26 protein-coding genes are annotated in these 25,797 nt (G+C 72.4%); 12 read left to right on the forward strand and 14 right to left on the reverse strand.

What is annotated here, in order from left to right:
* Positions 1-25: 25 nt before the first annotated feature.
* From ACSLIC_RS04600 to uvrA, 3 genes are all read right to left on the reverse strand, one after another.
* Positions 26-448 (reverse strand): Rieske 2Fe-2S domain-containing protein, encoded by a 423-nt coding sequence (locus ACSLIC_RS04600; protein ID WP_436736384.1) that lies wholly within the window; start codon positions 446-448, stop codon positions 26-28.
* Between the two features lie 99 nt (positions 449-547).
* Entirely contained in the window at positions 548-2,302 is a 1,755-nt protein-coding gene (locus ACSLIC_RS04605) for an alpha/beta hydrolase (RefSeq protein WP_436736385.1), read from the reverse strand.
* Between the two features lie 169 nt (positions 2,303-2,471).
* Positions 2,472-5,492 carry an excinuclease ABC subunit UvrA gene (gene uvrA / locus ACSLIC_RS04610; protein WP_436736386.1) on the reverse strand — a complete coding sequence of 1,007 codons (3,021 nt, stop codon included), beginning with the start codon at positions 5,490-5,492 and terminating at the stop codon, positions 2,472-2,474.
* 275 nt (positions 5,493-5,767) lie between these two features.
* Here uvrA and ACSLIC_RS04615 point away from each other — a divergent pair, with 275 nt between their 5' ends.
* Both ACSLIC_RS04615 and ACSLIC_RS04620 read left to right on the forward strand, forming a co-directional pair.
* Entirely contained in the window at positions 5,768-6,463 is a 696-nt protein-coding gene (locus ACSLIC_RS04615) for a maleylpyruvate isomerase family mycothiol-dependent enzyme (RefSeq protein WP_436736387.1), read from the forward strand.
* Between the two features lie 49 nt (positions 6,464-6,512).
* Positions 6,513-7,169 (forward strand): MBL fold metallo-hydrolase, encoded by a 657-nt coding sequence (locus ACSLIC_RS04620; RefSeq protein ID WP_436736388.1) that lies wholly within the window; start codon positions 6,513-6,515, stop codon positions 7,167-7,169.
* Between the two features lie 156 nt (positions 7,170-7,325).
* On the opposite strand, the gene aroQ is transcribed toward ACSLIC_RS04620, so the two are convergent.
* The 5 genes from aroQ to ACSLIC_RS04645 all read right to left on the reverse strand — a co-directional run bounded on the left by aroQ (position 7,326) and on the right by ACSLIC_RS04645 (position 13,497).
* A complete protein-coding gene (gene aroQ / locus ACSLIC_RS04625; protein WP_436736389.1) occupies positions 7,326-7,799 on the reverse strand; it encodes a type II 3-dehydroquinate dehydratase in 474 nt (157 codons plus the stop codon).
* A 108-nt stretch (positions 7,800-7,907) separates the two neighbouring features.
* A complete protein-coding gene (locus ACSLIC_RS04630; protein WP_436736390.1) occupies positions 7,908-8,921 on the reverse strand; it encodes a TerC/Alx family metal homeostasis membrane protein in 1,014 nt (337 codons plus the stop codon).
* 737 nt (positions 8,922-9,658) lie between these two features.
* The gene (locus tag ACSLIC_RS04635) at positions 9,659-10,237 is read right to left on the reverse strand and encodes a TerD family protein (RefSeq protein WP_436736391.1); all 579 of its coding nucleotides are present in this window, start codon (positions 10,235-10,237) and stop codon (positions 9,659-9,661) included.
* Positions 10,238-10,374: 137 nt separating this feature from the next.
* A complete protein-coding gene (gene uvrB / locus ACSLIC_RS04640; RefSeq protein WP_436736392.1) occupies positions 10,375-12,522 on the reverse strand; it encodes an excinuclease ABC subunit UvrB in 2,148 nt (715 codons plus the stop codon).
* Positions 12,523-12,561: 39 nt separating this feature from the next.
* On the reverse strand, positions 12,562-13,497 hold the full coding sequence (locus ACSLIC_RS04645) for an MHYT domain-containing protein (RefSeq protein WP_436736393.1): 936 nt from the start codon (positions 13,495-13,497) through the stop codon (positions 12,562-12,564).
* Positions 13,498-13,868: 371 nt separating this feature from the next.
* On the opposite strand from ACSLIC_RS04645, the gene ACSLIC_RS04650 reads away from it, so the two are divergent.
* Genes ACSLIC_RS04650 through ACSLIC_RS04660 form a run of 3 tightly spaced genes read left to right on the forward strand, consistent with a single transcriptional unit; the run spans position 13,869 to position 16,836 of the window.
* Positions 13,869-14,798 carry a glycerophosphodiester phosphodiesterase gene (locus tag ACSLIC_RS04650; RefSeq protein ID WP_436736394.1) on the forward strand — a complete coding sequence of 310 codons (930 nt, stop codon included), beginning with the start codon at positions 13,869-13,871 and terminating at the stop codon, positions 14,796-14,798.
* Between the two features lie 34 nt (positions 14,799-14,832).
* Positions 14,833-15,393 carry a methylated-DNA--[protein]-cysteine S-methyltransferase gene (locus ACSLIC_RS04655; protein ID WP_436736395.1) on the forward strand — a complete coding sequence of 187 codons (561 nt, stop codon included), beginning with the start codon at positions 14,833-14,835 and terminating at the stop codon, positions 15,391-15,393.
* Positions 15,394-15,444: 51 nt separating this feature from the next.
* Complete coding sequence (locus ACSLIC_RS04660) at positions 15,445-16,836, forward strand: MFS transporter (RefSeq protein WP_436736396.1); 1,392 nt, start codon at positions 15,445-15,447, stop codon at positions 16,834-16,836.
* On the opposite strand, the gene ACSLIC_RS04665 is transcribed toward ACSLIC_RS04660, so the two are convergent.
* Both ACSLIC_RS04665 and ACSLIC_RS04670 read right to left on the reverse strand, forming a co-directional pair.
* A complete protein-coding gene (locus tag ACSLIC_RS04665; RefSeq protein ID WP_436736397.1) occupies positions 16,782-17,279 on the reverse strand; it encodes a VOC family protein in 498 nt (165 codons plus the stop codon). The two genes, ACSLIC_RS04660 and ACSLIC_RS04665, sit on opposite strands and share 55 nt — an antisense overlap.
* Before the next feature lie 94 nt (positions 17,280-17,373).
* Complete coding sequence (locus tag ACSLIC_RS04670) at positions 17,374-18,006, reverse strand: uridine kinase (protein WP_436736398.1); 633 nt, start codon at positions 18,004-18,006, stop codon at positions 17,374-17,376.
* Positions 18,007-18,127: 121 nt separating this feature from the next.
* Here ACSLIC_RS04670 and ACSLIC_RS04675 point away from each other — a divergent pair, with 121 nt between their 5' ends.
* Positions 18,128-18,610, forward strand: a complete 483-nt coding sequence (locus ACSLIC_RS04675; protein WP_436736399.1) for a DUF1772 domain-containing protein — start codon at positions 18,128-18,130, stop codon at positions 18,608-18,610.
* Positions 18,611-18,650: 40 nt separating this feature from the next.
* Here the strand turns inward: ACSLIC_RS04675 and ACSLIC_RS04680 are convergent, their stop codons facing one another.
* From ACSLIC_RS04680 to ACSLIC_RS04690, 3 genes are all read right to left on the reverse strand, one after another.
* A complete protein-coding gene (locus ACSLIC_RS04680) occupies positions 18,651-19,463 on the reverse strand; it encodes an SAM-dependent methyltransferase (protein WP_436736400.1) in 813 nt (270 codons plus the stop codon).
* 173 nt (positions 19,464-19,636) lie between these two features.
* Entirely contained in the window at positions 19,637-19,879 is a 243-nt protein-coding gene (locus tag ACSLIC_RS04685) for a DUF397 domain-containing protein (protein WP_436736401.1), read from the reverse strand.
* Positions 19,879-20,739, reverse strand: a complete 861-nt coding sequence (locus ACSLIC_RS04690; RefSeq protein WP_436736402.1) for a helix-turn-helix domain-containing protein — start codon at positions 20,737-20,739, stop codon at positions 19,879-19,881. The genes ACSLIC_RS04685 and ACSLIC_RS04690 overlap by 1 nt, the downstream gene beginning before the upstream one ends.
* A 125-nt stretch (positions 20,740-20,864) precedes the next feature.
* Here ACSLIC_RS04690 and ACSLIC_RS04695 point away from each other — a divergent pair, with 125 nt between their 5' ends.
* From ACSLIC_RS04695 to ACSLIC_RS04705, 3 genes are read left to right on the forward strand one after another with little or no spacing between them, the layout of a single operon-like run.
* Positions 20,865-21,344: an ATP-binding protein gene (locus ACSLIC_RS04695; protein WP_436736403.1), complete on the forward strand. Its 480-nt coding sequence runs from the start codon at positions 20,865-20,867 to the stop codon at positions 21,342-21,344.
* 32 nt (positions 21,345-21,376) lie between these two features.
* Positions 21,377-21,814 carry a hypothetical protein gene (locus ACSLIC_RS04700; protein WP_436736404.1) on the forward strand — a complete coding sequence of 146 codons (438 nt, stop codon included), beginning with the start codon at positions 21,377-21,379 and terminating at the stop codon, positions 21,812-21,814.
* Positions 21,815-21,850: 36 nt separating this feature from the next.
* Complete coding sequence (locus tag ACSLIC_RS04705) at positions 21,851-22,438, forward strand: 2'-5' RNA ligase family protein (protein ID WP_436736405.1); 588 nt, start codon at positions 21,851-21,853, stop codon at positions 22,436-22,438.
* On the opposite strand, the gene ACSLIC_RS04710 is transcribed toward ACSLIC_RS04705, so the two are convergent.
* Positions 22,431-22,559 carry a hypothetical protein gene (locus ACSLIC_RS04710; RefSeq protein WP_436736406.1) on the reverse strand — a complete coding sequence of 43 codons (129 nt, stop codon included), beginning with the start codon at positions 22,557-22,559 and terminating at the stop codon, positions 22,431-22,433. The two genes, ACSLIC_RS04705 and ACSLIC_RS04710, sit on opposite strands and share 8 nt — an antisense overlap.
* A 349-nt stretch (positions 22,560-22,908) precedes the next feature.
* Between ACSLIC_RS04710 and ACSLIC_RS04715 the strand changes: the two genes are divergently transcribed.
* The 3 genes from ACSLIC_RS04715 (at position 22,909) to ACSLIC_RS04725 (ending at position 25,719) form a co-directional block, all read left to right on the forward strand.
* On the forward strand, positions 22,909-23,301 hold the full coding sequence (locus ACSLIC_RS04715) for an RNA-binding S4 domain-containing protein (RefSeq protein ID WP_436736407.1): 393 nt from the start codon (positions 22,909-22,911) through the stop codon (positions 23,299-23,301).
* Between the two features lie 477 nt (positions 23,302-23,778).
* The gene (locus ACSLIC_RS04720; RefSeq protein WP_436736408.1) at positions 23,779-23,946 is read left to right on the forward strand and encodes a hypothetical protein; all 168 of its coding nucleotides are present in this window, start codon (positions 23,779-23,781) and stop codon (positions 23,944-23,946) included.
* Positions 23,947-24,132: 186 nt separating this feature from the next.
* Positions 24,133-25,719 (forward strand): radical SAM protein, encoded by a 1,587-nt coding sequence (locus ACSLIC_RS04725; RefSeq protein WP_436736409.1) that lies wholly within the window; start codon positions 24,133-24,135, stop codon positions 25,717-25,719.
* Positions 25,720-25,797 lie beyond the last annotated feature (78 nt).

The raw sequence follows: 25,797 nt of genomic DNA on the forward strand, positions 1-25,797 counted from the left end.
CGGGGCCTGGGCGCGCGGCGGCGGGTCAGGCGGGCCGGGGGCGGGCCACCAGGCGGCCGCCGTCGGCGGAGACGTCGAGCTCGGTGAGCGGGGCGACGGCGGGCCCCTCCAGCACCTCGCCGGTGGTGACGTCGAACCGGCTGCCGTGGCAGGTGCAGGTGGAGACGGTGCCCTTGATCTTGTGCAGCGGGCACGCGCGGTGGGTGCAGACGGCGCTGAAGGCGCGGTACTCCCCGTCCTCGGAACGGCTCACGACGACGTGGTGCTCGCGGAAGATCTCCGCCCCGCCCTTCGGCACGGCGTCGGCGGAGCCCAGTTCGACCGGCTCGGCGGGCCCCTCGGCGCGGCCGTCGTCCGGCGGCGCGCAGGCCGCCACGCCCAGCCCGGCGGCCGGGACCAGGGCCGCGCCCCGCAGGACGGTGCGGCGGGAGAGGGGGTGGGCGGACATGGCGCCTCCGCTGAGGTCCGTGGGCGGCTCGGTTCGGTCACGACCCTAACCGGGGCCCGCCCGGGTCCCGGCCTCGCCCCCGGTCAGTGGCGCCGTCGGTCAGTAGGGAGCAGGGCGGGAGGCGATGAACGCGTGCAGGCGGCGGGTGTCGGCCTCGGTCCAGCCCGCGCGGGGCGCCACCGCCGCCCAGCCGTCCACCGGGCCGGCTCCGTACCGGTGGCCGTGCGGCGCCTGCACGCCGTAACTGACGGCCATGTCGACGCTGGTCTGCCAGAAGGTGACGAAGGGGAACCAGTTGGCCTCCGGGGTGATGTCGGGGCCGAGCGGGTCGTCCAGCCACTCGGGGCGCTTGAACAGGAGGTCGTAGGACCACCAGACGACGGGGTCGGAGGCGTTCTGGAGGTGGACGACGCGCGGCTCCCGCCACGGTCCGGCGGGGCGGGCGAGGTCACGGCGGGGGAACTGGGCGAAGCGGAAGTTGCGCCCCTCCTCGTAGAGGGGCCGCCAGACGGGGCTGGCCGGGTCGCGGTGGGCGCGGATCTCCTGGGAGACGGGGGAGAAGTCGGGCGGTCCGAGCAGCAGGGCCCCGTCGACGTTGTCCAGCAGCTCGCCGGGCCGCTCGTACGCGGCTTCGACGGCGTACGCGCCGAGACTCTCGCCGGTGACGACGAGGCGGGGGCGCTCGTCCGGGGGCAGCGAAGCCCAGCGGGCGCGCACGGCGTCGAGGAGTTCGCGGGTGGCGTGCGCGGCCTTCTCCTTGTCGACGAGGAAGGAGAGCCAGCTCGGCAGGTAGGAGTACTGGAGGGCGACGGTGGCGGTGTTGCCGTCGTGGATGTATTCGAGGGGTTCCACGACGTTGGCGTTGACCCATCCGGTGCCGGTGGTCCCGGCGACGGCGAGCACGTCCCGCTCGAAGGCGCGGGTCCGGTCCAGCTCCTTCATGGCCAGGTCGACCTGGGCGGCGACGGGGTCCTCGTCGTAGGCGAAGGCTTTCGGGGCGGCCGAACCGGCGTAGACGCGGATGGGGTCCACGGCGTCCCGGCCGGTCCAGTCGGTGATCTGCTCGCTGGTGAGGACGGAGCCGGTGAAGTTGCGCCCCTGGAAGCCGAGGTCGCGCCAGCGGATGTACGAGCCGGGGCCGCCGGAGACCAGGCGCGAGTCCGGCCGGTTCACGCCCTCCTTGGTGCCGTCGTCGGTGGCCTTGGCGATGCGGTCGGCGATGTCGACCACTCCGCGTTCGAAGACCAGGTCCTGCACGCAGAAGAGGACGGCGAGGCTGGACAGGAGCAGTCCGAGCCCGACGGCGGCCGGTCGTGGCAGCAGCCGTCCGAGCAGCCGGATGAGACGGCTCGCGCCGAGCCGCACGGCGCGGGCGAGGAGGAGCAGTACCGCCCAGAGGGCCACGGTGATCAGGGCGATCATCGGGGTGTGCCAGGTCAGCGAGGGCGGCAGTCCCTGCAGTGCGCGGAGCTGGCGCTGCAGGTGGGCGCTCTCGGAGATCAGCCAGACCGCGCAGAGAGGGCTGATCAGGAAGTACGCCTGCCAGGCGTGGGCGCGGACGGCGCGGCTCGGACGGCGCGCGACCAGGAGCCGGAAGAGCCAGCTGAGGGTGACACCGAGGGTGTAGCCGATGGCGGCGTTGATGCCGCCGATGAGCCCTTGGAGGTACCAGGGCCGGGGCACCAGTGAGGGGGTCAGGGAGAGCCAGAAGAAGACCGTGGCCACGCAGGTCGCGGTCAGGTCAGGCCAGCGCCGCACCAGGTAGGCGGTACTGGGCCGCTGCCAGTAGGGCTTGCGCGCGGCGGCGCCAAGGCGCCCGGCCAGGGAGCCGGCGGTACCCCTCATCGCGATCATGGATGTCACACCCGGCGGCTGTTCACCCCGCTTCCCGCGGGGCGGCCGGGCAGGCCGCCGCCGCCTCCGCGCCAGTGAGGACGCGGGGGCGGCGGGCGGCGTTGCGCGGTCGGCCGGGGGCCCGGGCGGGGCGGCGGCTTCCGGTCGCCCCGCCCCTTGCTCCCGGGCGTCACCCCGTGGTGCGCGGTGCCTTCTTCGCCGGTGCCTTCTTCGCCGGTGCCTTCTTGGCCGCCGTCTTCTTGGCCGCCGTCTTCTTGGCGGCGGGCTTCTTGGCCGTGACCGCCTTGCGGGTGGCCCCCGTCCTGCGGGCGCCACCGGAGCGGGGCGCGGCCGAGGCGTTGCTGACCCGGTCGGCACCGAGGACGTCCTGGAGGAACTTGCCGGTGTGGCTGGCCGGGACGCCCGCCACTTCCTCGGGGGTGCCTTCGGCGACGACGATGCCGCCGCCGTTGCCGCCCTCGGGACCCATGTCGACGACCCAGTCGGCGGTCTTGATGACGTCGAGGTTGTGCTCGATGACGATGACCGAGTTGCCCTTGTCGACCAGTCCGGAGAGGACGGTGATCAGCTTGCTGATGTCCTCGAAGTGCAGGCCGGTGGTGGGCTCGTCCAGGACGTAGACCGTGCGCCCGGTGGAGCGCTTCTGGAGCTCGGCGGCGAGCTTGACGCGTTGCGCCTCGCCGCCGGAGAGGGTGGGCGCGGGCTGTCCGAGCCGGACGTATCCGAGGCCGACCTCGTTGAGCGTGCGCAGGTGGCGGGCGATGGTGGGGACGGCCTCGAAGAAGCCGAGGGCCTCGTCGATGGGCATGTCCAGCACCTCGGCGATGGACTTGCCCTTGTAGTGGACCTCCAGGGTCTCCCGGTTGTAGCGCGCCCCGTGGCAGACCTCGCAGGGGACGTACACGTCGGGCAGGAAGTTCATCTCGATCTTGATGGTGCCGTCGCCGTGGCAGTTCTCGCAGCGTCCGCCCTTGACGTTGAAGGAGAAGCGGCCGGGGAGGTACCCGCGGACCTTGGCCTCCATCGTCTCGGCGAAGAGCTTGCGGACGTTGTCGAAGACACCGGTGTAGGTGGCCGGGTTGGAGCGGGGGGTGCGGCCGATCGGTGACTGGTCGACGTGCACGACCTTGTCGACCAGGTCGTCGCCCTCGACCCGGGTGTGCCGGCCGGGGACGCTCTTGGCGCCGTTCAGCTCGCGTGCCAGGTGGGTGTAGAGAATGTCGTTGACCAGCGTCGACTTGCCGGAGCCGGAGACTCCGGTGACGGCGGTGAGGACGCCGAGCGGGAAGGAGACGTCGATGTCGCGGAGGTTGTTCTCCTTGGCGCCGACCACCGTCAGCTTGCGTTCGGGGTCGATGGGACGGCGGATCTCCGGCACCGGGATGGAGCGCTTGCCGGCGAGGTACTGGCCGGTGATCGACTCCTTGTTGGCGAGGAGCCCGTCCAGCGAGCCGGAGTGGACGACCTTGCCGCCGTGCTCGCCGGCGCCCGGGCCGATGTCCACGATCCAGTCGGCGACCTTGATGGTGTCCTCGTCGTGCTCCACCACGATCAGCGTGTTGCCCATGTCGCGCAGGCGGACCAGGGTCTCGATCAGGCGGTGGTTGTCGCGCTGGTGGAGGCCGATGGAGGGCTCGTCCAGGACGTAGAGCACGCCGACCAGGCCGGAGCCGATCTGGGTGGCCAGCCGGATGCGCTGGGCCTCGCCGCCGGAGAGGGAGCCCGCCGGGCGGTTGAGGGAGAGGTAGTCGAGTCCGACGTCGACCAGGAAGCGGAGGCGTTCGTTGACCTCCTTGAGGACGCGCTCGGCGATCTTGCGGTCGCGGCCGGAGAGGGTGAGCTGCTCCAGGAATTCGGCGCAGTCGGTGATCGACATGGCGGAGACCTCGGCGATGGACTTGCCCATCACCGTGACCGCCAGCACGATCGGCTTGAGCCGGGTGCCCTCGCAGGTCGGGCAGGGGACCTCGCGCATGTACCCCTCGAAGCGCTCCCGGCTGGAGTCGCTCTCCGCCTCGGAGTGGCGCCGCTTGACGTAGGGCACGGCGCCCTCGAAGGCGGTGGTGTAGACCCGCTCGCGGCCGTAGCGGTTGCGGTAGCGGACCTCGATCTGCGTCTTGTGGCCCTGGAGCAGGGCCTTCTTCGCGCGCTGCGGGAGAGCGGCGAAGGGCACGTCGGTGCGGAAGTTCAGCGCGTCGGCGAGAGCACCGACCAGCCGGCCGAAGTACTCCTTGGTGTGCCCGTGCGACCAGGGGTGGAGGGCGCCCTCGTCCAGGGACTTGTCCTCGTCCGGGACGATCAGTTCCGGGTCGACCTCCATACGGGTGCCGATGCCGGTGCAGTCGGGGCAGGCGCCGAAAGGCGAGTTGAAGGAGAAGGAGCGGGGCTCCAGTTCCTCGAAGGAGAGGTCGTCGTACGGGCAGTAGAGGTGCTCGGAGTACATCCGCTCGCGCTCGGGGTCGTCCTCGGGGAGGTCGACGAAGTCGAGCACGACCATGCCGCCGGAGAGGCCGAGGGCGGTCTCGACGGAGTCGGTGAGGCGGCGCTTGGCGCTCTCCTTGACCGTGAGGCGGTCGACGACCACCTCGATGGTGTGCTTCTCCTGCTTCTTCAGCTTCGGCGGGTCGGCGAGCTGGATCGTGGCGCCGTCGACCCGGGCGCGGCTGTACCCCTTGGTCTGGAGGTCGGCGAAGAGGTCGACGAACTCGCCCTTGCGCTCGCGGACCAGCGGCGACAGCACCTGGAAACGGCTGCCCTCGGGCAGACCCAGCACCTTGTCCACGATGGCCTGCGGCGACTGGCGGGAGATCGGGCGGGAGCAGACCGGGCAGTGCGGCTTGCCGATCCGGGCGAAGAGCAGGCGGAGGTAGTCGTAGACCTCGGTGATGGTGCCGACCGTGGAGCGCGGGTTGCGCGAGGTGGACTTCTGGTCGATGGAGACCGCGGGCGAGAGGCCCTCGATGAAGTCGACGTCGGGCTTGTCCATCTGGCCGAGGAACTGCCGGGCGTACGAGGAGAGGGACTCGACGTACCGCCGCTGGCCCTCGGCGAAGATCGTGTCGAACGCGAGCGAGGACTTGCCCGACCCGGACAGCCCGGTGAAGACGATGAGGGAGTCGCGCGGAAGGTCGAGCGAGACATTCCTCAGATTGTGCTCGCGGGCACCACGGACGATGAGACGGTCGGCCACGCCGGTCCGCACCTTTCTGGAGTGAAGCGGGAGCGGAACCCCCGGGAAGACAACGTACGGGAGTGCCGCGGCAGCGGTGGAGGGGATGAGCGATCGGGGGCGGGGGACTTCGGACCGAGGGCGGCGCCGGGCCGCACTCGGGGGATCACATCCCGGCTACATCCAGGATGCCTCTTCCGAGAACCGAGCGTATAGCACGTACATTCGATTCCCGGGAGAATGGCGCCCTCTTCACCCGAACGAGTGGACCGACCCGCTGCCGCTAGGGTCGTCCCATGACTGATCCTGTGCGCGATCTCACCAGGCTGGACGAGGCCACCGCCCGGCTGCTCACCGTCGCGGGCACGCTGGACGACGCGGCGCTGGCCGAGCCGTCGCGGCTGCCGGGCTGGACCCGCGGCCACGTCCTCAGCCATCTCGCCCGCAACGCCGACGCCCTGCTCAACGTGGTGGGGGGCCGCCCCATGTACGCCAGTGCCGGGGCCCGCGACGCCGACATCGAGGCGGGCGCGACCCTGCCCGCCGAGACCCTCGCCGAGGAGGTGCGGCTGAGCGCCGCCCGGCTCGCCGCCGCCCTGGCCGGGGCCGGGGACTGGGAGCGCGTGGTCCTGCTGCGCAACGGCGTCACCGACCGGCTCGCCCGCGTCCCCTTCCGGCGGCTGGTCGAGGTGGAGCTGCACCAGGTCGACCTGGGTACGGGGCGCGAGCTGGAGGACCTCCCGGCGGAGTTCACCGACGCCGAGAACGCCTTCCTCGCCGAACGCTTCACCGGCCACCCGGACGTGCCGCCGCTGCTGCTGCGCCCGGCGGGCTCCCCCGCCCTCACCAGCGGCCGCGCCGCCGCCCCGGGCGAGGAGCCGCTGTCCGTCACCGGCACCCCGGCCGACCTGCTCGGCTGGCTCGCCGGACGGCGCGCCCCGGACGGCCTGCGGACCGACGGCGGCCCGCTGCCCGCCCTGCCGCCGCTGTGAGCCCGGCGGCGCCCCGGCCCGCGGAGCCCGCGTCGGTAGGGTGACGGCCATGACGTACAGCGGAGCGGTGAAGGTCGGCGGACCCGCCGACGTACACGAACTGACCGACCTGATGATCTCCAAGGTCGCTGTCGGCGCCATGGACAACAATGCCTACCTGCTGCGCTGCCGGGCCACCGGCGAGCAGCTCCTGATCGACGCGGCCGCCGAGCCCGAGACCCTGCTGGGGCTGATCGGCCGGGACTCCGTCGCCTCCGTCGTCACCACCCACCGCCACGGCGACCACTGGCAGGCGCTGGCCGAGGTGGTGGCCGCCACCGGCGCACGGACCCAGGCGGGGCGGTACGACGCGGAGGGCATTCCGGTCCCCACCGACGTGCTGCTCGACGACGGGGACACGGTGCGGGTCGGCCGGGTCGAGCTGACCGTGCGCCATCTGGTCGGCCACACCCCGGGCTCGATCGCCCTGGTCTACGACGACCCGCACGGCCACCCGCACGTCTTCACCGGGGACTGCCTCTTCCCCGGCGGGGTGGGTAACACCCGTCAGGACCCGGACGCCTTCGCCCGGCTGCTGTCCGACGTGGAGACCAAGATCTTCGCCGCGCTGCCGGACGAGACCTGGGTCTATCCGGGGCACGGGCACGACACCACGCTGGGGGCGGAGCGGCCGCAGTTGCCCGCTTGGCGCGAGCGGGGCTGGTGAGCGGCCTTTCGGCCGCGGGATTCGGGCCGGGTTGATCCGGCTCGGCCGTCTTTCGGCCCGGGCGGCGGCTGCGGCCGGTGGGCCGTGGGCCGGCGAGCCTTCCGCCCGGGCGGTTCGGGTGGCCCCGAGCGCCGGCCGGGCTGACTTCGGCCGGGCTCAGGCCGCGTCGGTCAGCAGGGACGCGATGCGGCGTACCGCGAAGGCGTACCCCTGTACGCCGCAGCCGGCGATGACGCCGTCCGCGCGGAGTGAGACGTAGCTGTGGTGCCGGAACTGCTCGCGGCGGTGGATGTTGGAGATGTGCACCTCGATGACGGGCAGCCCGTCGCAGGTGTTGAGGGCGTCGAGCAGGGCGACGGAGGTGTGCGAGTAGGCGGCGGGGTTGATGACGAGGCCGGCCGCGCCCGTGCGGGCCTCGTGGACCCAGTCGATCAGGACACCCTCGCGGTTGGACTGGCGCAGGTCTACGGTGCCGCCGAGCGCCGCCGCCTCCTCGGCGCAGAGCCGCTCGACGTCGGCGAGCGTCCCTGCCCCGTAGATCTCCGGCTGCCGCTGCCCCAGCAGGTTCAGGTTCGGGCCGTTGATGATCATGATCGGGGCGGTGGCGAGGGTGTGGGCGGGGCGGGTCATCGCGGTCCTCCAAAAACGGGTGCGCCCGCGCCCCCCGGAAGGGACGCGGGCTCCTTCGGCCTGGGGCCGACATCTATCACGGCGGGCCGGTCCGGCCCGCCGCACCCGTCAGCTCTCGGTGTCCTCCCGGCCGCCGTCCTCGCCGCCGGAGCCGGTGACGGCACCGGCCTTGGCGGCCTCCGCCTGCTTCCGCGAGGCGTAGAGGCTGGTGATCGTGGTGACCACCAGGACCGCGCAGATCACGCCCAGTGAGACCGGGATGGAGATCTCCGGGACGTTGACGCCCGACTCGTGCAGCGCGTGCAGCACGAGCTTGACGCCGATGAAGCCGAGGATCACCGACAGTCCGTAGCTGAGGTGGACCAGCTTGCGGAGCAGTCCCCCGAGGAGGAAGTACAGCTGCCGCAGACCCATCAGCGCGAAGGCGTTGGCGGTGAAGACGATGTACGGGTCCTGGGTCAGGCCGAAGATCGCCGGGATCGAGTCGAGGGCGAAGAGGAGATCGGTGGTGCCGATCGCCAGCATGACGACCAGCATCGGCGTCATGATCTTCTTGCCGTTCTTCTCGATGAACAGCTTGGTGCCGTGGTAGCGGTCGGCCACGCCGAAGCGCCGCTCGGCCGCCTTGAGCATGCGGTTCTCCTCCCAGTCCTCCTCATCGTCGTCCGCCCTGGCCTCCTGGATGAGCTTCCAGGCGGTGTAGATCAGGAACGCGCCGAAGATGTAGAAGACCCACGAGAAGTTGGCGATGATCGCCGCGCCCGCCGCGATGAAGATCGCGCGCAGCACCAGGGCGATCAGCACGCCGACGAGCAGCACGCGCTGCTGGTACTGCGAGGGGACCGAGAACTTCGCCATGATCAGCACGAAGACGAAGAGGTTGTCGACGCTCAGCGACTTCTCGGTGATGTAACCGGCGAAGAACTCACCGGCTTGCTGACCGCCTCCGAGAAGGAGCAGGCCCAGGCCGAACAGCGCGGCGAGGATGATCCAGACGACCGTCCAGATCCCGGCTTCCTTGATGGACACGTCATGAGGCTTGCGCCCGACGAAGAAGTCGGCCCCGATCAGCACGATCAGGCCGACGATGGTGAGAACCCATAGGGTCACGGAAACTTCCACTGCGCCTCCGGCAGTACGTAACGGCATCTCTCAGCGTCATCGCTGCCGGAGGTCTCTTCCACCCGAGGAACCGCGCGGAGCGCGCGGTCATCGGATCGACGGCCCGGGATCGGGCCGGAAAATCCGTACCGATCCGTATTGACGGGCTCGCCGTGCCAGGAGTACTCCCCTCCGCACCGGGAAGCGTACGCGAATTGCCAACGGTTGGTAAAGACGCACCTAAACGATCATCAACCGCACAGCTCAGAGCCGCATCGGCCCCAACGGGTCCCGGCCGTGCCAGCGGCTCTCCGCGCCGTGCCCGCGCCGTGGCGGCGGCCACCGCCTCCCCCCACCCCGCTACCCACGAGGCACACGGCGGCACCCATGTCCAGACGTGCCTGACCCAGAGTTCGGCCAGAAGCGTCTGGGAGCGGCGCGCCCCGGTGCCGTGAGGCCGGGCAGCGGCGGGGCGCCGGCCAGGGCGGTCCTCTCCGCGCCGCCGAGGGTGCATCCTCCTCGCCGACCCGCACCGCACCGAGGCGCCAGCGCCCGGGGGACTCCGCTCCGATCACCCCCGGGTCCGCGGCAGGGCCTGGTTCCGTCCTTGGGCCAGGCCCTGCCGTCATCGTCCCCGCACTGGGCCCGGACGCACCGCCCATCCTGGCCGTTCGATGTGTGGTGTCCGCCGGGGCACGGGGGAGGGCGGAGGCGGGGTCCGCGCCGGGCCCCGGCCCCGCCCTCGTAGGCCGGGTGGGTCAGAGGTGCGGGAGGATCGACGGCATCAGGTCCTGGAAGGTCCGGCCGTTGGCCGGGGAGCCGAGGGCCGTCATCCGCCAGCCGCCGTCGGCGCGGTGGACCTTGGCCATGATCTGGGCGGTGTACTGGCCGCCGCCGTCGAGGGTGTAGCGGGCCAGCTCCTGGCCGTTGGTCTCGTCCACCAGGCGGCAGAAGGCGTTCTGCACCTCCTGGAAGGTCTGCCCGGTGAAGGAGTTCACCGTGAAGACGATCTGGTCGATGCGGCCCGGGACCCGCTGGAGGTCGACGAGGACCGACTCGTCGTCGCCACCCTGGCCCGCGCCACCGACGAGGTTGTCACCGGTGTGGCGCACCGAGCCGTCGTCGCTGACGAGGTGGCGGAAGAACACCACGTCGACCGGCTTCTTGTCCGCGAAGAGCACCGCCGAGGCGTCGAGGTCGATCTCACGGGTGCGGCTGCCGAAGAGTCCGCGCCGGGGAGCCGCCTGCCAGCCGAGCCCCATGCGTACCGCCGAGAGGACTCCCCCGTCCTTCTTCTCCAGGCTGATGCCCTGGCCCTTGTTCAGGTTGACCGTCACGCGTGTCCCCTTCATACGCAATCCCCACGGCCGCTGGTCCGTGCGGCCTCCTCGCCGCACCCTACGCACCGGCCGACCGGCCCCCGCACCACCCGGCCACGCATTGTGTCGGTCTTGCGACACTCCCCGGGCCCGCCTCAGGCGAGGCCGGCCTCCTTCATCTGCCGCAGTTCCTTCTTCATCTCGCCCACTTCGTCGCGCAGCCGGGCGGCGACCTCGAACTGGAGGTCGGCGGCGGCAGCCCGCATCCGGTCGGTCATCTCCTCGATCTGCCCGGCCAGCTCGGCCGCCGGGCGGTCGGTGGGCGTGGTGGCGGCCTTCCTGGCCCCCTTCTTGCCGCCCTTGGCCGTCTTCGGGGCCTCGTAACCCCCGCCGAGGTCCGGGACGGGGGCCTTGGCCTTGCCGTCCTTGGACTGGCGGTAGCCGGTGCCGAGCAGCGCCTCGGTGTCGACGTCCTCACGGGCGATGGTGGCGACGATGTCGTTGATCTTCTTGCGGAGCGGCTGCGGGTCGATGCCCCTCTCGGTGTTGTAGGCGATCTGCTTCTCGCGCCGCCGGTTGGTCTCGTCGATGGCCTTCTCCATCGCCGGGGTGATCCGGTCCGCGTACATGTGGACCTGGCCCGAGACGTTGCGCGCGGCGCGGCCGATGGTCTGGATCAGGGAGGTTCCCGAGCGCAGGAAACCTTCCTTGTCGGCGTCGAGGATGGCGACCAGGGAGACCTCCGGCAGGTCGAGGCCCTCTCGGAGGAGGTTGATGCCGACCAGGACGTCGTACTCGCCGGCGCGCAGCTCGCGCAGCAGCTCGACGCGGCGCAGCGTGTCGACGTCGCTGTGGAGGTAGCGGACCTGGATGCCGAGTTCGAGGAAGTAGTCGGTGAGGTCCTCGGCCATCTTCTTGGTGAGGGTGGTGACGAGGACCCGCTCGTCCTTCTCGGTGCGGGTGCGGATCTCGTGCACCAGGTCGTCGATCTGGCCCTCGGTGGGCTTGACGACCACCTCGGGGTCGACCAGGCCGGTGGGGCGGATGATCTGCTCGACGAAGCCGTCGGAGCGGGACAGTTCGTAGTTCCCCGGGGTCGCCGAGAGGTAGACCGTCTGGCCGACCCGCTCCTGGAACTCCTCCCACTTCAGGGGGCGGTTGTCCAGGGCGGAGGGGAGCCGGAAGCCGTGGTCGACGAGGGTCCGCTTGCGGGAGGCGTCCCCCTCGTGCATCGCGCCGATCTGCGGGACGGTGACGTGCGACTCGTCGATGACCAGCAGGAAGTCCTCGGGGAAGTAGTCGAGGAGGGTGTGCGGCGGGGTGCCGGGCTCGCGGCCGTCGAAGTGCATCGAGTAGTTCTCCACGCCGGAGCAGGAGCCGATCTGGCGCAGCATCTCGATGTCGTAGGTGGTGCGCATCCGCAGCCGCTGGGCCTCCAGCAGCTTGCCCTGCTTCTCCAGGACGGCGAGCCGCTCGCCGAGCTCCTTCTCGATGTCGTTGACCGCGCGCTCCATGCGCTCGGGGCCGGCGACGTAGTGCGAGGCGGGGAAGACGTAGAGCTGCTGCTCGTCGCTGATGATCTCGCCGGTGAGCGGGTGGAGGGTGGTGAGCGCCTCGATCTCGTCGCCGAACATCTCGATGCGGACGGCCAGTTCCTCGTAGACCGGGAAGATCTCGATGGTGTCGCCGCGGACGCGGAAGGTGCCCCGCGTGAAGGCGAGGTCGTTGCGGGTGTACTGGATCTCGACGAAGCGGCGCAGCAGGGCGTCGCGGTCGATCTCCTCGCCGACCTTGAGGGGGACCATCCGGTCCACGTACTCCTGCGGGGTGCCGAGGCCGTAGATGCAGGAGACCGAGGCGACCACGACGACGTCGCGGCGGGTGAGCAGGGAGTTGGTCGCGGAGTGGCGCAGCCGCTCGACCTCCTCGTTGATCGAGGAGTCCTTCTCGATGTAGGTGTCCGACTGCGGGACGTACGCCTCGGGTTGGTAGTAGTCGTAGTACGAGACGAAGTACTCGACCGCGTTGTTCGGGAGGAGTTCGCGGAACTCGTTGGCGAGCTGGGCGGCGAGCGTCTTGTTGGGGGCCATCACCAGGGTGGGACGCTGGAGCTTCTCGATCATCCAGGCCGTGGTGGCGGACTTGCCGGTACCGGTGGCGCCGAGCAGGACGACGTCCCGCTCGCCGGCGCGGACCCGGCGCTCCAGGTCGGCGATGGCTGCGGGCTGGTCGCCGCTGGGCTGGTAGGGGCTGACGACCTCGAAGGGCGCCACCGTGCGTTCGATCTTCGATACAGGCCGCATGCGATCCACCGTACGACCCCCTACCGACAACCGTCGGCGTCAGCGCCGCTGCCCGGCGTGCGGACCCGTCCCGCGCCGGACCCCGGGGCGGCCCTGGGGCCGGGCCGGGTGGTGGCCGCGGGAGGCGTGGGCAAGGTGCTCGGGGCGGGCGCACGGCGTGGCGCGGAGGTCCTCCGCGGGCGGCAGGCGGTAGCTGTCGCGGACCGGGACGCGGTAGCCGGGCCGCGGTGGGGGGCCGGGCGCGACCGCGCCGCTGACCATGCGCGGGTCCCGCACCACCACGACGCCGGCCAGGAGCAGGAAGAGCAGCGGGCCGATCATGAGCGGGGCGATCAGCCGTCCGGGTGGGTCACCCGTGGCGTCGGCGACCGGGTGAAGATGCACGGTGGCGGCGGCCATCCCGACATAGTGCATGCCGCTCACGCCGACCCCCATCAGCAGGGAGGCGCCCACGCTCCAGCGGATTCCGCGGACCTGGACGGCCGCCCAGAGGGAGGCCGTGGCGGCGGCGACGGCGATGAGGACGGAGGCCGTCACGAGCGGAATGGAGTACTCCAAGCTACCGTTGAGACGCATTCCGGCCATCCCCAGATAGTGCATGGAGGCAATGCCCAGACCGGTGATGGTGCCGCCCGTGAACAGGGCGGAGCCGGTGGCACCTCGACAGCCCACGACGAAGATCCCGATGCCGACCATGACGATGGCGACGCCGAGACTGGCGAAGGTCGTCGGTACGTCGTAGCGGACCGGGGTCCCGGTGACGGAGAAGCCCATCATGGCGATGAAGTGCATGGTCCATATACCGGAACCGATCGCGCCGGTACCCAGCGCGAGCCAGCCCGGCCGCCAGGTCCGGGTCACCAGGAGCGATCTGGTGGTGCAGCGCAGCCCGAGCGCCCCGCCCAGGCAGGCCATGAGGTATGCCGCCACGGGCGTCACCAGGCCGTAGCCGAATCCGTCGACCGTCCCCTCCATACCGGTCTGCCCTTTCCTCCCCCGTGGAGATCCTTCCGGTTCTTGTCCACTGCGCGCTACGGCTGCGCGGCGAAGCGTTCGCGCCATCATGCGCCCTGGTCCCGACGGTTCGGCAGCGCACCCGGCCGTACGTGCGGCCCCACGTGGTCCCAGGTGGCGGCCGTGCCCCATGTGCGGCAGAGAGTATGACGCACAGCGAACGTACGACCGATTTTGCGGCAAAGAATCGCAGCTCCGACACACCTTCATCTCCTCACCGCACCGAGAAGCACGACTTTGTTCAACGTGTGGCCATCCCGCACCTGTCCACAATTGGCCCCCAGCTGTCACTCTCGATCGGTCAACGATCACTTTGAGTGAGGAGACCTTCCGTGTTCGCTCGCCCCCTCTCCCTCACGGCCGCTCTGCTGCTGGCAGGCACCGCGCTCGTCGTCCCGGCCCACGCCGCGTCGGCCGCCGCCCCCGCCGCACAGGCGTCCCCCGGGACCTCGGCGGACCCCCGCTCCCTCGCCGCCGCCCCGGACGGCGGCAGCCCCGTGCTGGTGGCGCACCGCGGCGCCTCCGGCTACGCCCCCGAGAACACCCTCGCGGGCGTCGACAAGGCGCGCGAGCTGGGGGCGCGCTGGGTCGAGAACGACGTGCAGCGCACCAAGGACGGGGTCCTGGTGGTGCTGCACGACACCACGCTCGCCCGCACCACGGACGTCGAGGAGGTCTTCCCCGGCCGCGCGCCGTGGAACGTCAGGGACTTCACCGCCCGGGAGATCGCCCGGCTGGACGCGGGCAGCTGGTTCGGTCCCCAGTTCGAGGGCGCCAAGATCCCCACCCTCGACCAGTTCCTCAAGCGGATGAGCCGCCACCGCCTGAACCTCCTGCTGGAGCTGAAGTCGCCCGAGCTGTACCCGGGCATCGAGCGGGAGACGCTGAACGCCCTGCGGCGTGCGGGCTGGCTGAACCGGGGCCACGTGCGGGACCGGCTGGTCGTGCAGAGCTTCGGCGCCGACGCGGTCCGCCGCGTCCACCAGCTGCGGCCCGACGTGAAGACGGGCTTCCTCGGCACCCCCACCGCGGCCGAGCTGCCCTCGTACGCCGCCTTCGCCGACCAGATCAACCCCACCCACTCGGCCGCCACCGACTCCTACGTGGACGCGGTCCAGGCGCTCAAGGGACCGCACGGCAAGCCGCTGGAGGTCTACACCTGGACCGTCAACGACGCCGCCACGGCCCGCCGGGTGAACGACGCCGGGGTCGACGGCATCATCACCAACTTCCCGGACATCGTGAAGGACGCGGTCGGCTGACCCGGCTGTCGGTGGGCGCCCGTACGGTGGGCGCGTGAGAGACGACTCCCGGGACCTTCCCGCACGGCGGGCCGACTGGACGGTGCTCGACACCCCGGTCGGCCCGCTCCTGCTCGCCGCGACCGACCGCGGCCTGCTCCTCGTGGCCTTCCACGCCCGGGGGGCGGCGCTGCGGCGCGCCCTCGCCCGTCTGGCCGACCACCTGGGCACCGCTCCGGTCGAGACGCCCCGGGCGCCCTCGCTTGCGGCCCCGCGCGAGCAGTTGGCCGGGTACTTCGCCGGGCGGACCCGCGACTTCCGCCTCGACCTCGACTGGTCGCTGGCCGAGGGCTTCACCCGGGAGGCCCTGCGACAGCTCGCCGCCTCGGTGCCGTACGGCAGCGTCACCGGCTACGGCGAGTTGGCCCGGCGCTGCGGCCGCCCGGGCGGGGCCCAGGCGGTGGGCCTGGCGATGGGCGCCAATCCGCTGCCGGTGGTGGTGCCCTGCCACCGGGTGGTGGAGAGCGATGGCGGGCTCGGCGGCTTCAGCGGCGGCCTGGAGACCAAGCGCCACCTGCTCGCCCTGGAAGGGGTGTTGCCGGCCCCGCTGTTCTGAGCCGCGCGCCACCTTGTTCCCGTCCGCCGAAAGCGCTGCCACACTGCTGCGGTGGACATACCCGACGGCCCCGCCCCCGCCTCGCACCACCCCGCCACCACCCGCCCAGCCCACCCGTTCCCGGTCGGGCCCGAGGAGCTGGCAGCCCTACGGCGCCGGGTGACCCGGGTGCTGGTGGCCGGGCAGATCCTCGGCGGCCTCGGGGTCGCCGTGGGGGTGGCGCTCTCCCCGCTGCTGGCCCGGCAGGTCGGCGGTACGGAGGCGGTGGCCGGTCTCGCGCCGACCGCCACCGTGGCGGGCACGGCTCTGTTCTCGGTCCCGCTGGCCGCGCTGATGACGGCGCGCGGCCGCCGGCCGGGCCTGGTCCTCGGCTATCTGATCGGCGCGGCCGGGGCCGGGGCGGTCGTGGCGGGCGCGATGCTGGACCACTTCGTCCTGCTGCTGGCGGGCATGGCCGCGTTCGGCGCCTCGTCCTGCGCCAATCTCCAGTCCCGGTTCGCCGCCGCCGACCTCGCCGAGCCCGGCCGGCGGGCCAGGGCCATCTCGCTGGTCGTCTGGGCGACCACGATCGGCGCGGTACTCGGCCCCAACCTGGCCGCCCCGGCGGGACGCAGCGTCGCGGGGCTGGGGATGCCGGAGGCGGCGGGCCCGTTCCTGTGGGCGGGAGTCGTCTTCCTGGCCGCCGCCCTGCTGGTCGCCGTGGTGTTGCGGCCCGATCCGCTGCTGACGGCGCGGGCGCTGGAGCCGGGGGCCGAGCGGGCACCGAAGGGCCGGTCGTTCCGGGCGGCGCGGGCCGCCGTGCGGGCCTCGCCGCGGGCACGGCTGGCGCTGGCCGTCATCGCGGTCAGCCACACCGTGATGGTCTCGGTGATGTCGATGACCCCGGTGGCGCTCGGCCACCACGGTGCCGGGATCGAACTGATCGGCCTGGTGATCAGCGGGCACATCGCGGGCATGTACGCGTTCTCCCCGCTGATGGGCCGGCTCGCGGACCGGGGCCGGCTGCCGGTGATCGGGCTCTGCGTGGCCCTGCTGGGCTGCGCGGCCCTGCTCTCCGGGACGGCGGGCGCAAGCCACGGGCGGACGGCGGCCGGGCTGTTCGTCCTGGGGCTCGGCTGGTCGGCCGGACTGGTCGCGGGGTCGGCGCTGCTCACGGACGCCGTGCCGCAGGCGGCCCGCCCGGCGGCGCAGGGCCTCTCGGACCTGGTCATGAACGCCTCGGCCGGGGTCGGCGGAGCCGCCGCCGGGCTGGTCATGGCGCAGGCCGGGTACGGCGTGCTCAACCTGCTGGCGGCAGCCCTGCTGCTGCCGCTGACGGCGCTCACGGTGATGACGGCACTGCCCCGGTCCCGCGCCACCGGTGCGGCCGGCGGCCTCCCCGGGCGGGCTCAGGCCCCGGCGGCCTCGCCGGAGGAGTCGGCGGCGCCCGGCTCCTCGTCGTAGTGGCGGGCCTCGATCACGTTCCCGTCCGGGTCGCCGAAGTAGAAGCTGCGGGTCGCCTCGCCCCGGGCGCCGAAGGAGCCGCGGCCCATCCGGGAGACCGGTGCGCCCAGGCGCTCCAGGCGGGTCGCCAGGGCGTCGAACTCCGGGCCGGTGAGGGCGACGCAGAAGTGGTTCAGGGGGTGGCCGGAGCCGCTGTGAGCGCCCGGGAAGACCTCGGTGCGCGCGACCATGGTGCGGGGCATCAGGTCGAGGATGGTCTCGTCGTTGAGCCGTACCGAGGGGAAGGGGACCTCGCCCGCGGTGAACTCGGCGAGGCGCACGGGCCGGGCGGCGAGCGCCTCCTCGTAGAAGACGGCCGAGGCGGCCGGGTCGGCCACCCACAGCACCAGGTGGTCGAGGCGGGGGCGCGGCCCGGTGGTGGACGGTTCGGTGGTCGGGGGCATGGCGCCCAGTCTGGGACACCGGGGGCCGCGCGACAAGGCGGTTCACCGTGAGGCTCGCGGATCGGGCGGTACGGGCACGCGTCCTGACGGTGGATCAGCCCGACCAGGCCGGGCGCTCGGGATCGTCCAGGCGGACCACCACGTCGGCGGCGGCCACGGGCTCCGCCTCCTCGGCGTAGCGCGCGAGGGCGGGCAGGGTCCACTGCTCCCCGGCGGGGGTGCGGCGGCGCAGGGCGGCTGGCGTCAGGTGCAGGTGGACGGTGAGGTCGAAGGGGAACCAGCGGCCCAGGAGCATCGGCCCGTGCAGCAGCAGGACGCCGCCAGGGGGCAGGGCTCGACGGGCGCTGCGGGTGGCCCGGTCGGTGGCGGGGTCCCAGAGGTCGGGCAGGACCGTGCCGCTGCCGCCGGCGTCCAGCGGGTCGAACACCTCGCGCCACAGGGCGCCCTCGTCGAACCAGCTGTCGCGGTAGCTGTCCGGGTCGCGGTGGCCGTACTCGTAGCGCAGGGAGGCGGGCCGCAGGAAACCGCGGGTGGGGACGGTGAGGACGGGACGGCCGCGGGCACGCAGTTGCTCGGCGAGTTCGGCGGCGAGCCGCCCGGGGCCGGCGGCGTCGGCGCCGTCCACGCCGACCCGTGTGCGGGTGGCGCCCTCGGCGGAGGGCAGGCCGTCCACGCGGGCGGCGAGGAGGCCGGCGAGGCGGTCCCGGCTGATCGGTTCGAAGCGCACCGTCCCATCCTGCCCCGCCGCCCGGCCGGGCCCGCCGGGCCCTTGCCGGTGAGCGGCCGGGGGGCGAGGATGCTGAGCCGTCGACCGGGGCCCTCAGGGGCCGACTCGCCGAGGAGCCGCCATGTCCGAGGGAACCTTCACCGTGCTGACCGTGGTCGCGGCGGTGGGCAGCGGCGTGGTGGCGGGGGTCTTCTTCGCCTTCTCGACCTCGGTGATGCGGGCGCTGGGCGCGCTGCCCGCCCCGCAGGGCATCTCGGCGATGCAGCGGATCAACGTGGTGATCGTCAAGGGCTGGTTCCTGGCGCTGTTCCTCGGCATGGCGGCGCTCTCGGCGGTTCTGGCCGTGCTGGCGGTGGTGTCGCCTCCGGGGAGCGGCCTGGTGGTGACGCTCCTCGGCGCGGTCCTGTACCTGGCCGGCGGCTTCGGGGTGACGGTCGCGGCCAACGTCCCGCGCAACGACCGGCTCGCCGCCCTGGACCCCGACGACCCGGGCAGCGAGACGCCGTGGCGGGAGTTCCTCCGGGAGTGGACGGTGTGGAACCACGTCCGGGGCGCCGCCTGCGCGGCCGCCTGCGCCTGCTTCACGGCGGTCCCGCTGGGCTGAGCCCCCCGTCCTCGCGGCACAGCGGGCGGTACGCGGGCGGTCAGGGCTTGCGGGCCACCGCGGCCCAGCCGGGGATCGGGTCGTCCCCGGTCACCCGCACCCGCTCGCCCAGCTCGGGGCGCCATTCGGCGGCGAGCGAGATGCCGGGCTCGACCAGTTCCAGACCGTCGAAGAAGCGGCTGAACTGCTCGCGGGTGCGCGGTGCCAGGGTGAGGCCGCGCCCGGCGTAGAGCCGGCGGGCCTTCTCGGCGCCCTCGGGGTCGAAGTCGGCGGCGACGTGCGAGACGACGAGGTGGCTGCCGGGGGCGAGCGGTGCCACCAGGTCGCGGACCAGCTCGTAGGCACCGTCCTCGTCGGAGACGAAGTGGAGGAGGGCGTTGAGGGAGAGGGCGACCGGCTGGGTGAAGTCGAGGACCGTGGCGGCCTGTTCGACGATGGAGCGGGGCTCCCTGGCGTCGGCCTGGAGGTACTCGGTGGCGCCCTCGGGCGTGGAGCGCAGCAGGGCCTCCGCGTGGCGCAGGACGATCGGGTCGTTGTCGGTGTAGACGACCCGCGAGTCGGGGGCGGTCTGCTGGGCGAGCTGGTGGAGGTTGGGCTCGGTGGGGATGCCGGTGCCGATGTCGAGGTACTGGCGGATGCCGCCGGGGCCTGCCAGCCACCGTGTGGAGCGGTGCATGAAGGCCCGGTTGGTTCTGGCCATGTCGCGGCCGCGGGCGTCGAGGGCGAGGAGTTGGCGGGCCATCTCCTCGTCGACCGGGTAGTTGTCCTTGCCGCCCAGGAACCAGTCGTACATGCGGGCCGGGTGGGGCTTCGTGGTGTCGATGTACACGGAGTTCTGTTCCTGCCCGGTCATGCACGCTCCCTGAGGACGAGGATCGGAGGTCGGGGGCGTACCGGTGGCGGGGGGCCGGTACGCAGGATCCGAGTACACGTGATCGGCCCGGGGGACGGCAAGGGCCCTCGGGCGCCTGGCCGGTTCGTGACGGTGGGTGGCGCGCGAGGGCCCGTGGGGGCGGGGGAACCGGGTCAGGAGATGAGGAAGTCGGCCTTGCCGGTCTTGGCGCCCTGGATGAAGGCGCTGATCTCGCCGCGGGTGTAGATGAGCGCGGGCCCGTCCGGGTCGGCGGACTGGCGCACCGCGACGCGCCCGTCGTCCAGCCGCATGGCCTCCACGCAGTTGCCGCCGTTGCCGCCGCTCCAGGGCTTGCGCCAGCCGGAGGTGCCGAGTTCGCGGGCGGGCATGCCGCTGTATATCGGGGACCGGTCCATTAGTACTCCTTGCGGAGATCCTTGAGGATTTCCTTGGTGCGATGTGCTGTCGCGGCATGCGCCGCCATGCGGTCCATGACCTCCAGGTAGGTGACCACCTCGGCGCGGGCGTCGAGATAGACGGCGCCGGTCAGGTACTCGCTGTAGACCATGTCCGGGAGTTCGGGCTCGCCGAAGCGGAAGAGGACGAAGGGCCCGTACGTGCCCGGATGGGGCCCGGACGCGAACTCGCTGATCTGCAGGGTGATGTGCGGCCGTTCGGCCACGTCCAGCAGTCGGTCGATCTGGGCCCGCATCACGGCTGGTTCGGCGACGGGCCTGCGCAGCGCCGTCTCGTCCATCACCACCCAGAGCCGGGGCGCGTTCTCGCGCTCCAGCAGTTCCTGCCGCCGCATCCGCAGGGCGACGTGGCGTTCGATGTCGTCCGGGCTGGTCTGCCCGACCGCCCCCGAGACCAGGACGGCGCGGGCGTACTCCTCGGTCTGCAGGAGCCCGGGGACGAAGTGCGGTTCGTAGCTGCGCAGGAGGGTCGCGGCGCCCTCCAGGCTCACGTACATGCTGAACCAGCCGGGCAGGATGTCGTGGTACCGCTGCCACCAGCCGGGGCGGTTGGACTCCTCGGCGAGGGCGATGAAGGCTTCCGCCTCCTCGTCGCCGACGCCGTACGCCTTCAGCAGGAGGTGCAGGTAGGGGATCTTGAGAGCGACCTCGGCGGTCTCCATCCGGCGTACGGTGGCGGGGGCGACCCGCAGTACGCGCGCCGCCTCCTCCCTCTTCAGTCCCGCGCCCTCGCGCAGGTCCTGCAGGCGTCTGCCCAGCACGACCTGGCCGACGGTCGGTGCGGACCGCGGTTCGCTCACGTCGACCTCCTACTGACGAGCTGTTAGCGAGCAGTGTGCCATGCGCACCGCGCCCAGGACACTGCACTGTGAACTTTCCAGAGTGACCCTTGCCAAGTGTCCACGGCGCGACGATAGTGGCTGTCGTGACTCCGCCCGCCCCCTTAGCTCCCGCCGTCCTCCCCCCGTACGGCGCCGCCACCGAACGCTGTTGCAGCTTCGACGTGTCCGCCCATCCACGCTCGGCGTCCGAGGCCCGCCGGCTGACCCGCGAGCGACTGGCGGGCTGGGCGGTGTGCCGGGACACCCGCGAGACGGCCGACCTGGTCGTCTCCGAGCTGGTGACCAACGCGATCGTGCACACCACGAGCCGCCGCATCACCTGCGAGCTGCGCAGCCTGCGCGAGGGGGAGTGCCTGCGGATAGCCGTGCGCGACGAGGGGCACGCCGGCCCCGGGCCACGCCCCGCCGAGGGCCGGCCCGCCGAGGAGCACGGCCGGGGACTGCTGCTCGTCGCCGCCCTCTCCACCGCGTGGGGAACCCTGGAGGCGGAGACCGGCACGGGGCTCACCGTCTGGGCGGAACTACCGGCGCGACCGTCGCACGACCTGGGAAGCGGGGCCTGAACTTGCGGACACTCACATCGCGGCGGCTGAGCATGGACACGCTGACACGGCTCTCCCGGACCCGGCAGAGCGTCCCTGCGCCGCCCCGTCGCCTGGAGCTGCCGCCGGGCATGCGCACCCAGCTGGGCTGTGACGCGGTCGGCATACCGGAGGACTTCTCGCACCGGATCATGACCCGCCTCCCCCGGGTCGGCTGCGTCTACGCCGACCAGGGCCTGTGGTGGTGGGTGGTCCCGGCCGGCTCGGACGTCGCGCTGGAGTGGCCGATGCCCTCGTACTACTCGCCGGGCGCGCTGCTCCCCGAGACGGACGCCGCGCCGACCCTGCTGCACTGCCCCGACGGCGACGCGCCGTACACCCCGCCCATCCCGCTCTACCTCGCCCTCTGCCGCCTCACCGGCACCACCCCCGCCTGGTCGCGGACGGTCGGCGCCGGCCACCTCCCGCAGCCCCGGCGCGGCGAGGACTGACCCGACGGGACCCGCGCCCCGCGTGCGGCGGTACGGATGCGAGCATGGCTCTTCGTGACCGAGCAGCTCTCCGCCCGCCAGGACGACTCCGCCGAGGAGGACGGCTGGGGCGACCGCGCCGGGGACACCGCGCTCACCATCGCGCTCCCGGCGCTGGACCCGCTGGTGACCACCGGCATCCGCGCCCACGCCACGGTCCTCTACCCCTTCCTCCCCGTCGCCCGCGTCCGCCCCGGCTCGGCGGACCCTGACGGCACGGACGCGGCCCTGCGCTCCCTGTTCGCCGCGCACGCCCCTTTCACGCTCCGCTTCGCCACTTTCCACGAGGAACCGGGGGTGCTGTTCCTCGCCCCCGAGCCGCCCGGACCACTGGCAGCCCTCACCGGTGCCGTACGGGCCCGGTGGCCCGAGGCCGTGCCGTACCGGGGGATCTTCGGGCCCGAGGGGCTGGAGCCGCACATCACGGTGGCCCACGGCGAGGAGTTCGGCGCGGTCCGGGAGCGGCTGGCCCCGGCACTGCCGGTCACCTGCCGCGTCACCGGCGTCCGCCTGATCGTCCACGACGGGCACGACTGGCGGGACCGGCTCACCTACCCGCTCGGGGCGCCGCCCCAGCTCAGGTGAGCGCGGCTCCCAGCGCCAGGAACCCGCAGATCAGCACGGCGAGGACGGCGAGGACGGCGAGGACGCGCCCGTCGGGGACGTGCGAGTTGCGGCGGGAGCCCTGAGCGCCGAAGCGCAGCACGGCGGGGGCACCCGGGGAAGGCCGCCGGGTCTCCCCACGGGCGACGGGCACGGCATCGGGGGGGGGCCGTGCGGTCCGGCGCGCGGGGCCCGGTGCCGGCCGGAGCAGTACGGCGACGCGGGCGCGCCGCCCCAGGACCTCGGGCGGGCGCGTCGCTGGCGGCCGGTCACGCCGGGTCGGCCCGTCCCCGGCCCATCAGCACGTCGGCCCTGCTCCGGGGGTCCGCATCGCCCCCTCGGTCGCCACCCGCGAAGGTATCGCCCGCTTCGCCCGGAACGGCCCGCATCATCCGCAGGGCTTCGGGACGACGGCGCGACGACGCTCCGGTCCGCCGCCCTATGCTCGACCCATGGCTACGGAGGCTTCGCAGGGCGGCGGTTCGGTACGCGTGGACGCGTGGATCTGGGCGGTACGGCTGGTCAAGACCCGGTCGGCGGGGGCGGCCGCGTGCCGCGCCGGACACGTCCGGGTCAACGGCGAGCGCGCCAAGCCCGCCCAGCCGGTCCGCGTCGGCGACGAGGTCGCGCTGCGGCACGGCGGCCGGGACCGCCTGGTGAAGGTGAGCGCCGTCCTGCGCAAGCGGGTCGGCGCCCCGGTCGCGGCCACCGCCTACGTCGACAACAGCCCGCCCCCGCCGCCGCGCGAGGCGGTCGCCCCCGCCGGCGTCCGCGACCGGGGCACCGGCCGTCCGACCAAGCGGGACCGGCGCGAGATGGAGCGGCTGCGCGGCCTGGCCGACTGAGCCGCTCCCGCCGCATCCGCCACCGCACCCGGCCACCCCAGCCCGCCCCGCCCGGCCGCTCGCCCCGGCCACCACAGAAGCAGCGCGGCCAGGGCCTGCCCCGGCGGGCGGCACGAGAGGCGCGCCCGCCGGCCCACACCTCGGCACGCCGACTCCTCCACCGCGCTTCACCACCCCCACCCGCCGTACGGCTCGCGCCCTGAGCCCCTCCCGCGCCCCGTGCGCCCCTTCAAGACACGCCATGTCCGGCTGCGCCTGGCCCGGCTCCTCCCCGCCGGCCGCCCCTCTTTTTCTCAAGATCCCCTTCGGAGAAAACAGCAGATCGGCCCGCTTTCCTTATTGCGCCGAAGATTAATTCCACTCGATAATTCGTTCGGGAATCCCCTGTTTCCGACGTGTCCTGATGAAGCCTTTCCGGCCCTGCCCGCCTTTGCTTGAATGGCGTGCGTTGTGTCCCGCACCTATCGAGGAGGCCACATGGCCGAAGTGAAGAAGGTCGCCCGACCGGCGGTCACCGCGTCGTCGAGGCCGTGCGCATTCGTCTCTCCCGACAAGGGCAACGCGCCGACGATCACGCCCGCCCGTCAGCAGGCGGAGGCCGACGCCGCCCCCGTCGAACAGCCCAAGGAGCCGACCTCTGCCTAGGCGTTGAGACTGGTCGGGGGTCCCGGTCGACAGCCGGGCCCGCGGGCGGTCGCGCGGACCGCCCCCTGGCCGGGTCGGTCCGCGTCCGACAGCCTTGGCGCCGGATTCCACGCCGCCGGAGCGAACGCGAAACCGCGTACCGCACACCGTGCCGAAATCCGTGAGACGCAGGGAGAAGACTTCAGCATGCAGAATTCGACGTACCAGTCCTCACGTTACGTCCGCACCCTGCGCGCGGCGGGCGACCGGAATTTCACCTCGTTCGGAGGCCGCCTCGATTCCTACGGGGACGACGAGCAAACCATGGCCTTCCATTCTCTTTACGGCAATGCGCGGCTCATCGACAAGGACATCGTGGAACTTCTCAAGGATGCCTCCGGGGGAATGAGCGCGGACCGGCTGCGGGAGCGGGTGGACGAGGACTCGCTGCGGGATCTGGTGGAGGCGCGGTTCCTGGTCGAAGCGGGGTACGACGAGGCGCACGAGATCGACGCCCTGCTGGCGAGCCGGCAGAGCGTGCTGGACACCGGTGTGTTCCACTCCTCGATCCAGCTCGTGCTGACCAACGCGTGCAACTTCTCCTGCCAGGGGTGCTTCGCGTACAACTTCGACGGCGGCGTGGAGGAGCGGAACACCTCCGGGGAGTCGGTGAAGCCGGGGCCGGTCCTGGTGGAGCTGCGGCGCTCGCGGGACGAGGGGCCCGCGCCGGCGCGGCAGGACTCGGGCCCGACGCTCGCCCGGGGCGACTGGAACCACGGCTCGGACACGGGCCGCAACCCGTCGATGCACATGTCGCGCGAAGTGGCCGAGAAGACCATCCGGGAGGCCATCGCACTGCGGAAGGCCAACGGCGGTGGTCATCTCACCGTGTCGTTCTTCGGCGGTGAGCCCACGCTGGCGCGCGGCACCATCCTGCACGTACTGCGGACCTTCGGGGACTCCCATGACGGGGTCAGCCTGTCCTACGACCTGACGAGCAACGGCTCCCGGGTCGACGACGAACTGCTGAGGGCGCTCGCCGAGCACCAGGTCGACACCACGGTGTCCATCGACTACCTCGTCCCGGAGACCGGCGAGTTCCGCGGGGGGCAGCAGCAGCGCACGCCCTGGTCGGTGGTCCGTAAGGCGATCCTGGACATGAGAGCCGCCGGGGTCCCGGTCAGCATCACCACGGTGCTCTCGCAGTACACCTGGGAGAAGTGGGGCACTCCTCTGATCGACTTCGTCGCCGAGGCCGGACTGGACAGCCTCGACGTGATCGTGTCGTTCCAGGCGAGGGAGTTCTTCGAGCGGCACAGCCCGCACGAGGTGGCACGGCGGCTGCTGGACGCCGTGGACTACGGGCGGGAGCGGGGCGTACAGCTCAGCGGCTACTGGTACCAGACCTTCCAGATGATCATCGATGAGGCCAAGTGGGCCGAACAGGCCGACTACAAGACCTGCCCGGCGGTCGGCCGGCAGCTCTCGATCGAGCCGAACGGCAGTGTGTTCGCGTGCAAGGCGACCGCCCGGATGCTCGGCACCATCGACGACTGGCGCGGCATCTTCGCCTCGCCCGCGTACCAGGACTACGGCATGCGCGCCTACACCAACGGCCCCGGCTGTCAGGGCTGTGAGCTCCAGGGCACCTGCTCGGGCGGTTCGGCGGGCGCGCTGGAGGAGGAGAACGGGTCGATCCAGCTGATGTCGCCCGGCTACTGCGCCTACATGCGAGAGGTGGTGCAGGGGCTCCTGGAGCGGCACCACGCGCGCAGCCTCGCCGCCCCCGCGTGACCGTCTCCCCGTCGTTCGTCCCGGGGCCCGCCTGCGGCGGGCGTCCGGTCCAGGGATGCCCGCTGCGGGCTGAGAAAG

The sequence above is a fragment of the Streptomyces sp. BBFR102 genome (assembly GCF_051397025.1).
GTDB lineage: Bacteria > Actinomycetota > Actinomycetes > Streptomycetales > Streptomycetaceae > Streptomyces.

Bases quoted from the DNA above. Each gene is read 5' to 3' on its own strand.
- ACSLIC_RS04600 (WP_436736384.1), bottom strand. From the start codon at position 448: ATGTCCGCCCACCCCCTCTCCCGCCGCACCGTCCTGCGGGGCGCGGCC.
- ACSLIC_RS04605 (WP_436736385.1), bottom strand. From the start codon at position 2,302: ATGATCGCGATGAGGGGTACCGCCGGCTCCCTGGCCGGGCGCCTTGGC.
- ACSLIC_RS04615 (WP_436736387.1), top strand. From the start codon at position 5,768: ATGACTGATCCTGTGCGCGATCTCACCAGGCTGGACGAGGCCACCGCC.
- ACSLIC_RS04620 (WP_436736388.1), top strand. From the start codon at position 6,513: ATGACGTACAGCGGAGCGGTGAAGGTCGGCGGACCCGCCGACGTACAC.
- aroQ (WP_436736389.1), bottom strand. From the start codon at position 7,799: ATGACCCGCCCCGCCCACACCCTCGCCACCGCCCCGATCATGATCATC.
- uvrB (WP_436736392.1), bottom strand. From the start codon at position 12,522: ATGCGGCCTGTATCGAAGATCGAACGCACGGTGGCGCCCTTCGAGGTC.
- ACSLIC_RS04645 (WP_436736393.1), bottom strand. From the start codon at position 13,497: ATGGAGGGGACGGTCGACGGATTCGGCTACGGCCTGGTGACGCCCGTG.
- ACSLIC_RS04665 (WP_436736397.1), bottom strand. From the start codon at position 17,279: ATGCCCCCGACCACCGAACCGTCCACCACCGGGCCGCGCCCCCGCCTC.
- ACSLIC_RS04675 (WP_436736399.1), top strand. From the start codon at position 18,128: ATGTCCGAGGGAACCTTCACCGTGCTGACCGTGGTCGCGGCGGTGGGC.
- ACSLIC_RS04680 (WP_436736400.1), bottom strand. From the start codon at position 19,463: ATGACCGGGCAGGAACAGAACTCCGTGTACATCGACACCACGAAGCCC.
- ACSLIC_RS04685 (WP_436736401.1), bottom strand. From the start codon at position 19,879: ATGGACCGGTCCCCGATATACAGCGGCATGCCCGCCCGCGAACTCGGC.
- ACSLIC_RS04700 (WP_436736404.1), top strand. From the start codon at position 21,377: ATGGACACGCTGACACGGCTCTCCCGGACCCGGCAGAGCGTCCCTGCG.
- ACSLIC_RS04705 (WP_436736405.1), top strand. From the start codon at position 21,851: ATGCGAGCATGGCTCTTCGTGACCGAGCAGCTCTCCGCCCGCCAGGAC.
- ACSLIC_RS04715 (WP_436736407.1), top strand. From the start codon at position 22,909: ATGGCTACGGAGGCTTCGCAGGGCGGCGGTTCGGTACGCGTGGACGCG.
- ACSLIC_RS04720 (WP_436736408.1), top strand. From the start codon at position 23,779: ATGGCCGAAGTGAAGAAGGTCGCCCGACCGGCGGTCACCGCGTCGTCG.
- ACSLIC_RS04725 (WP_436736409.1), top strand. From the start codon at position 24,133: ATGCAGAATTCGACGTACCAGTCCTCACGTTACGTCCGCACCCTGCGC.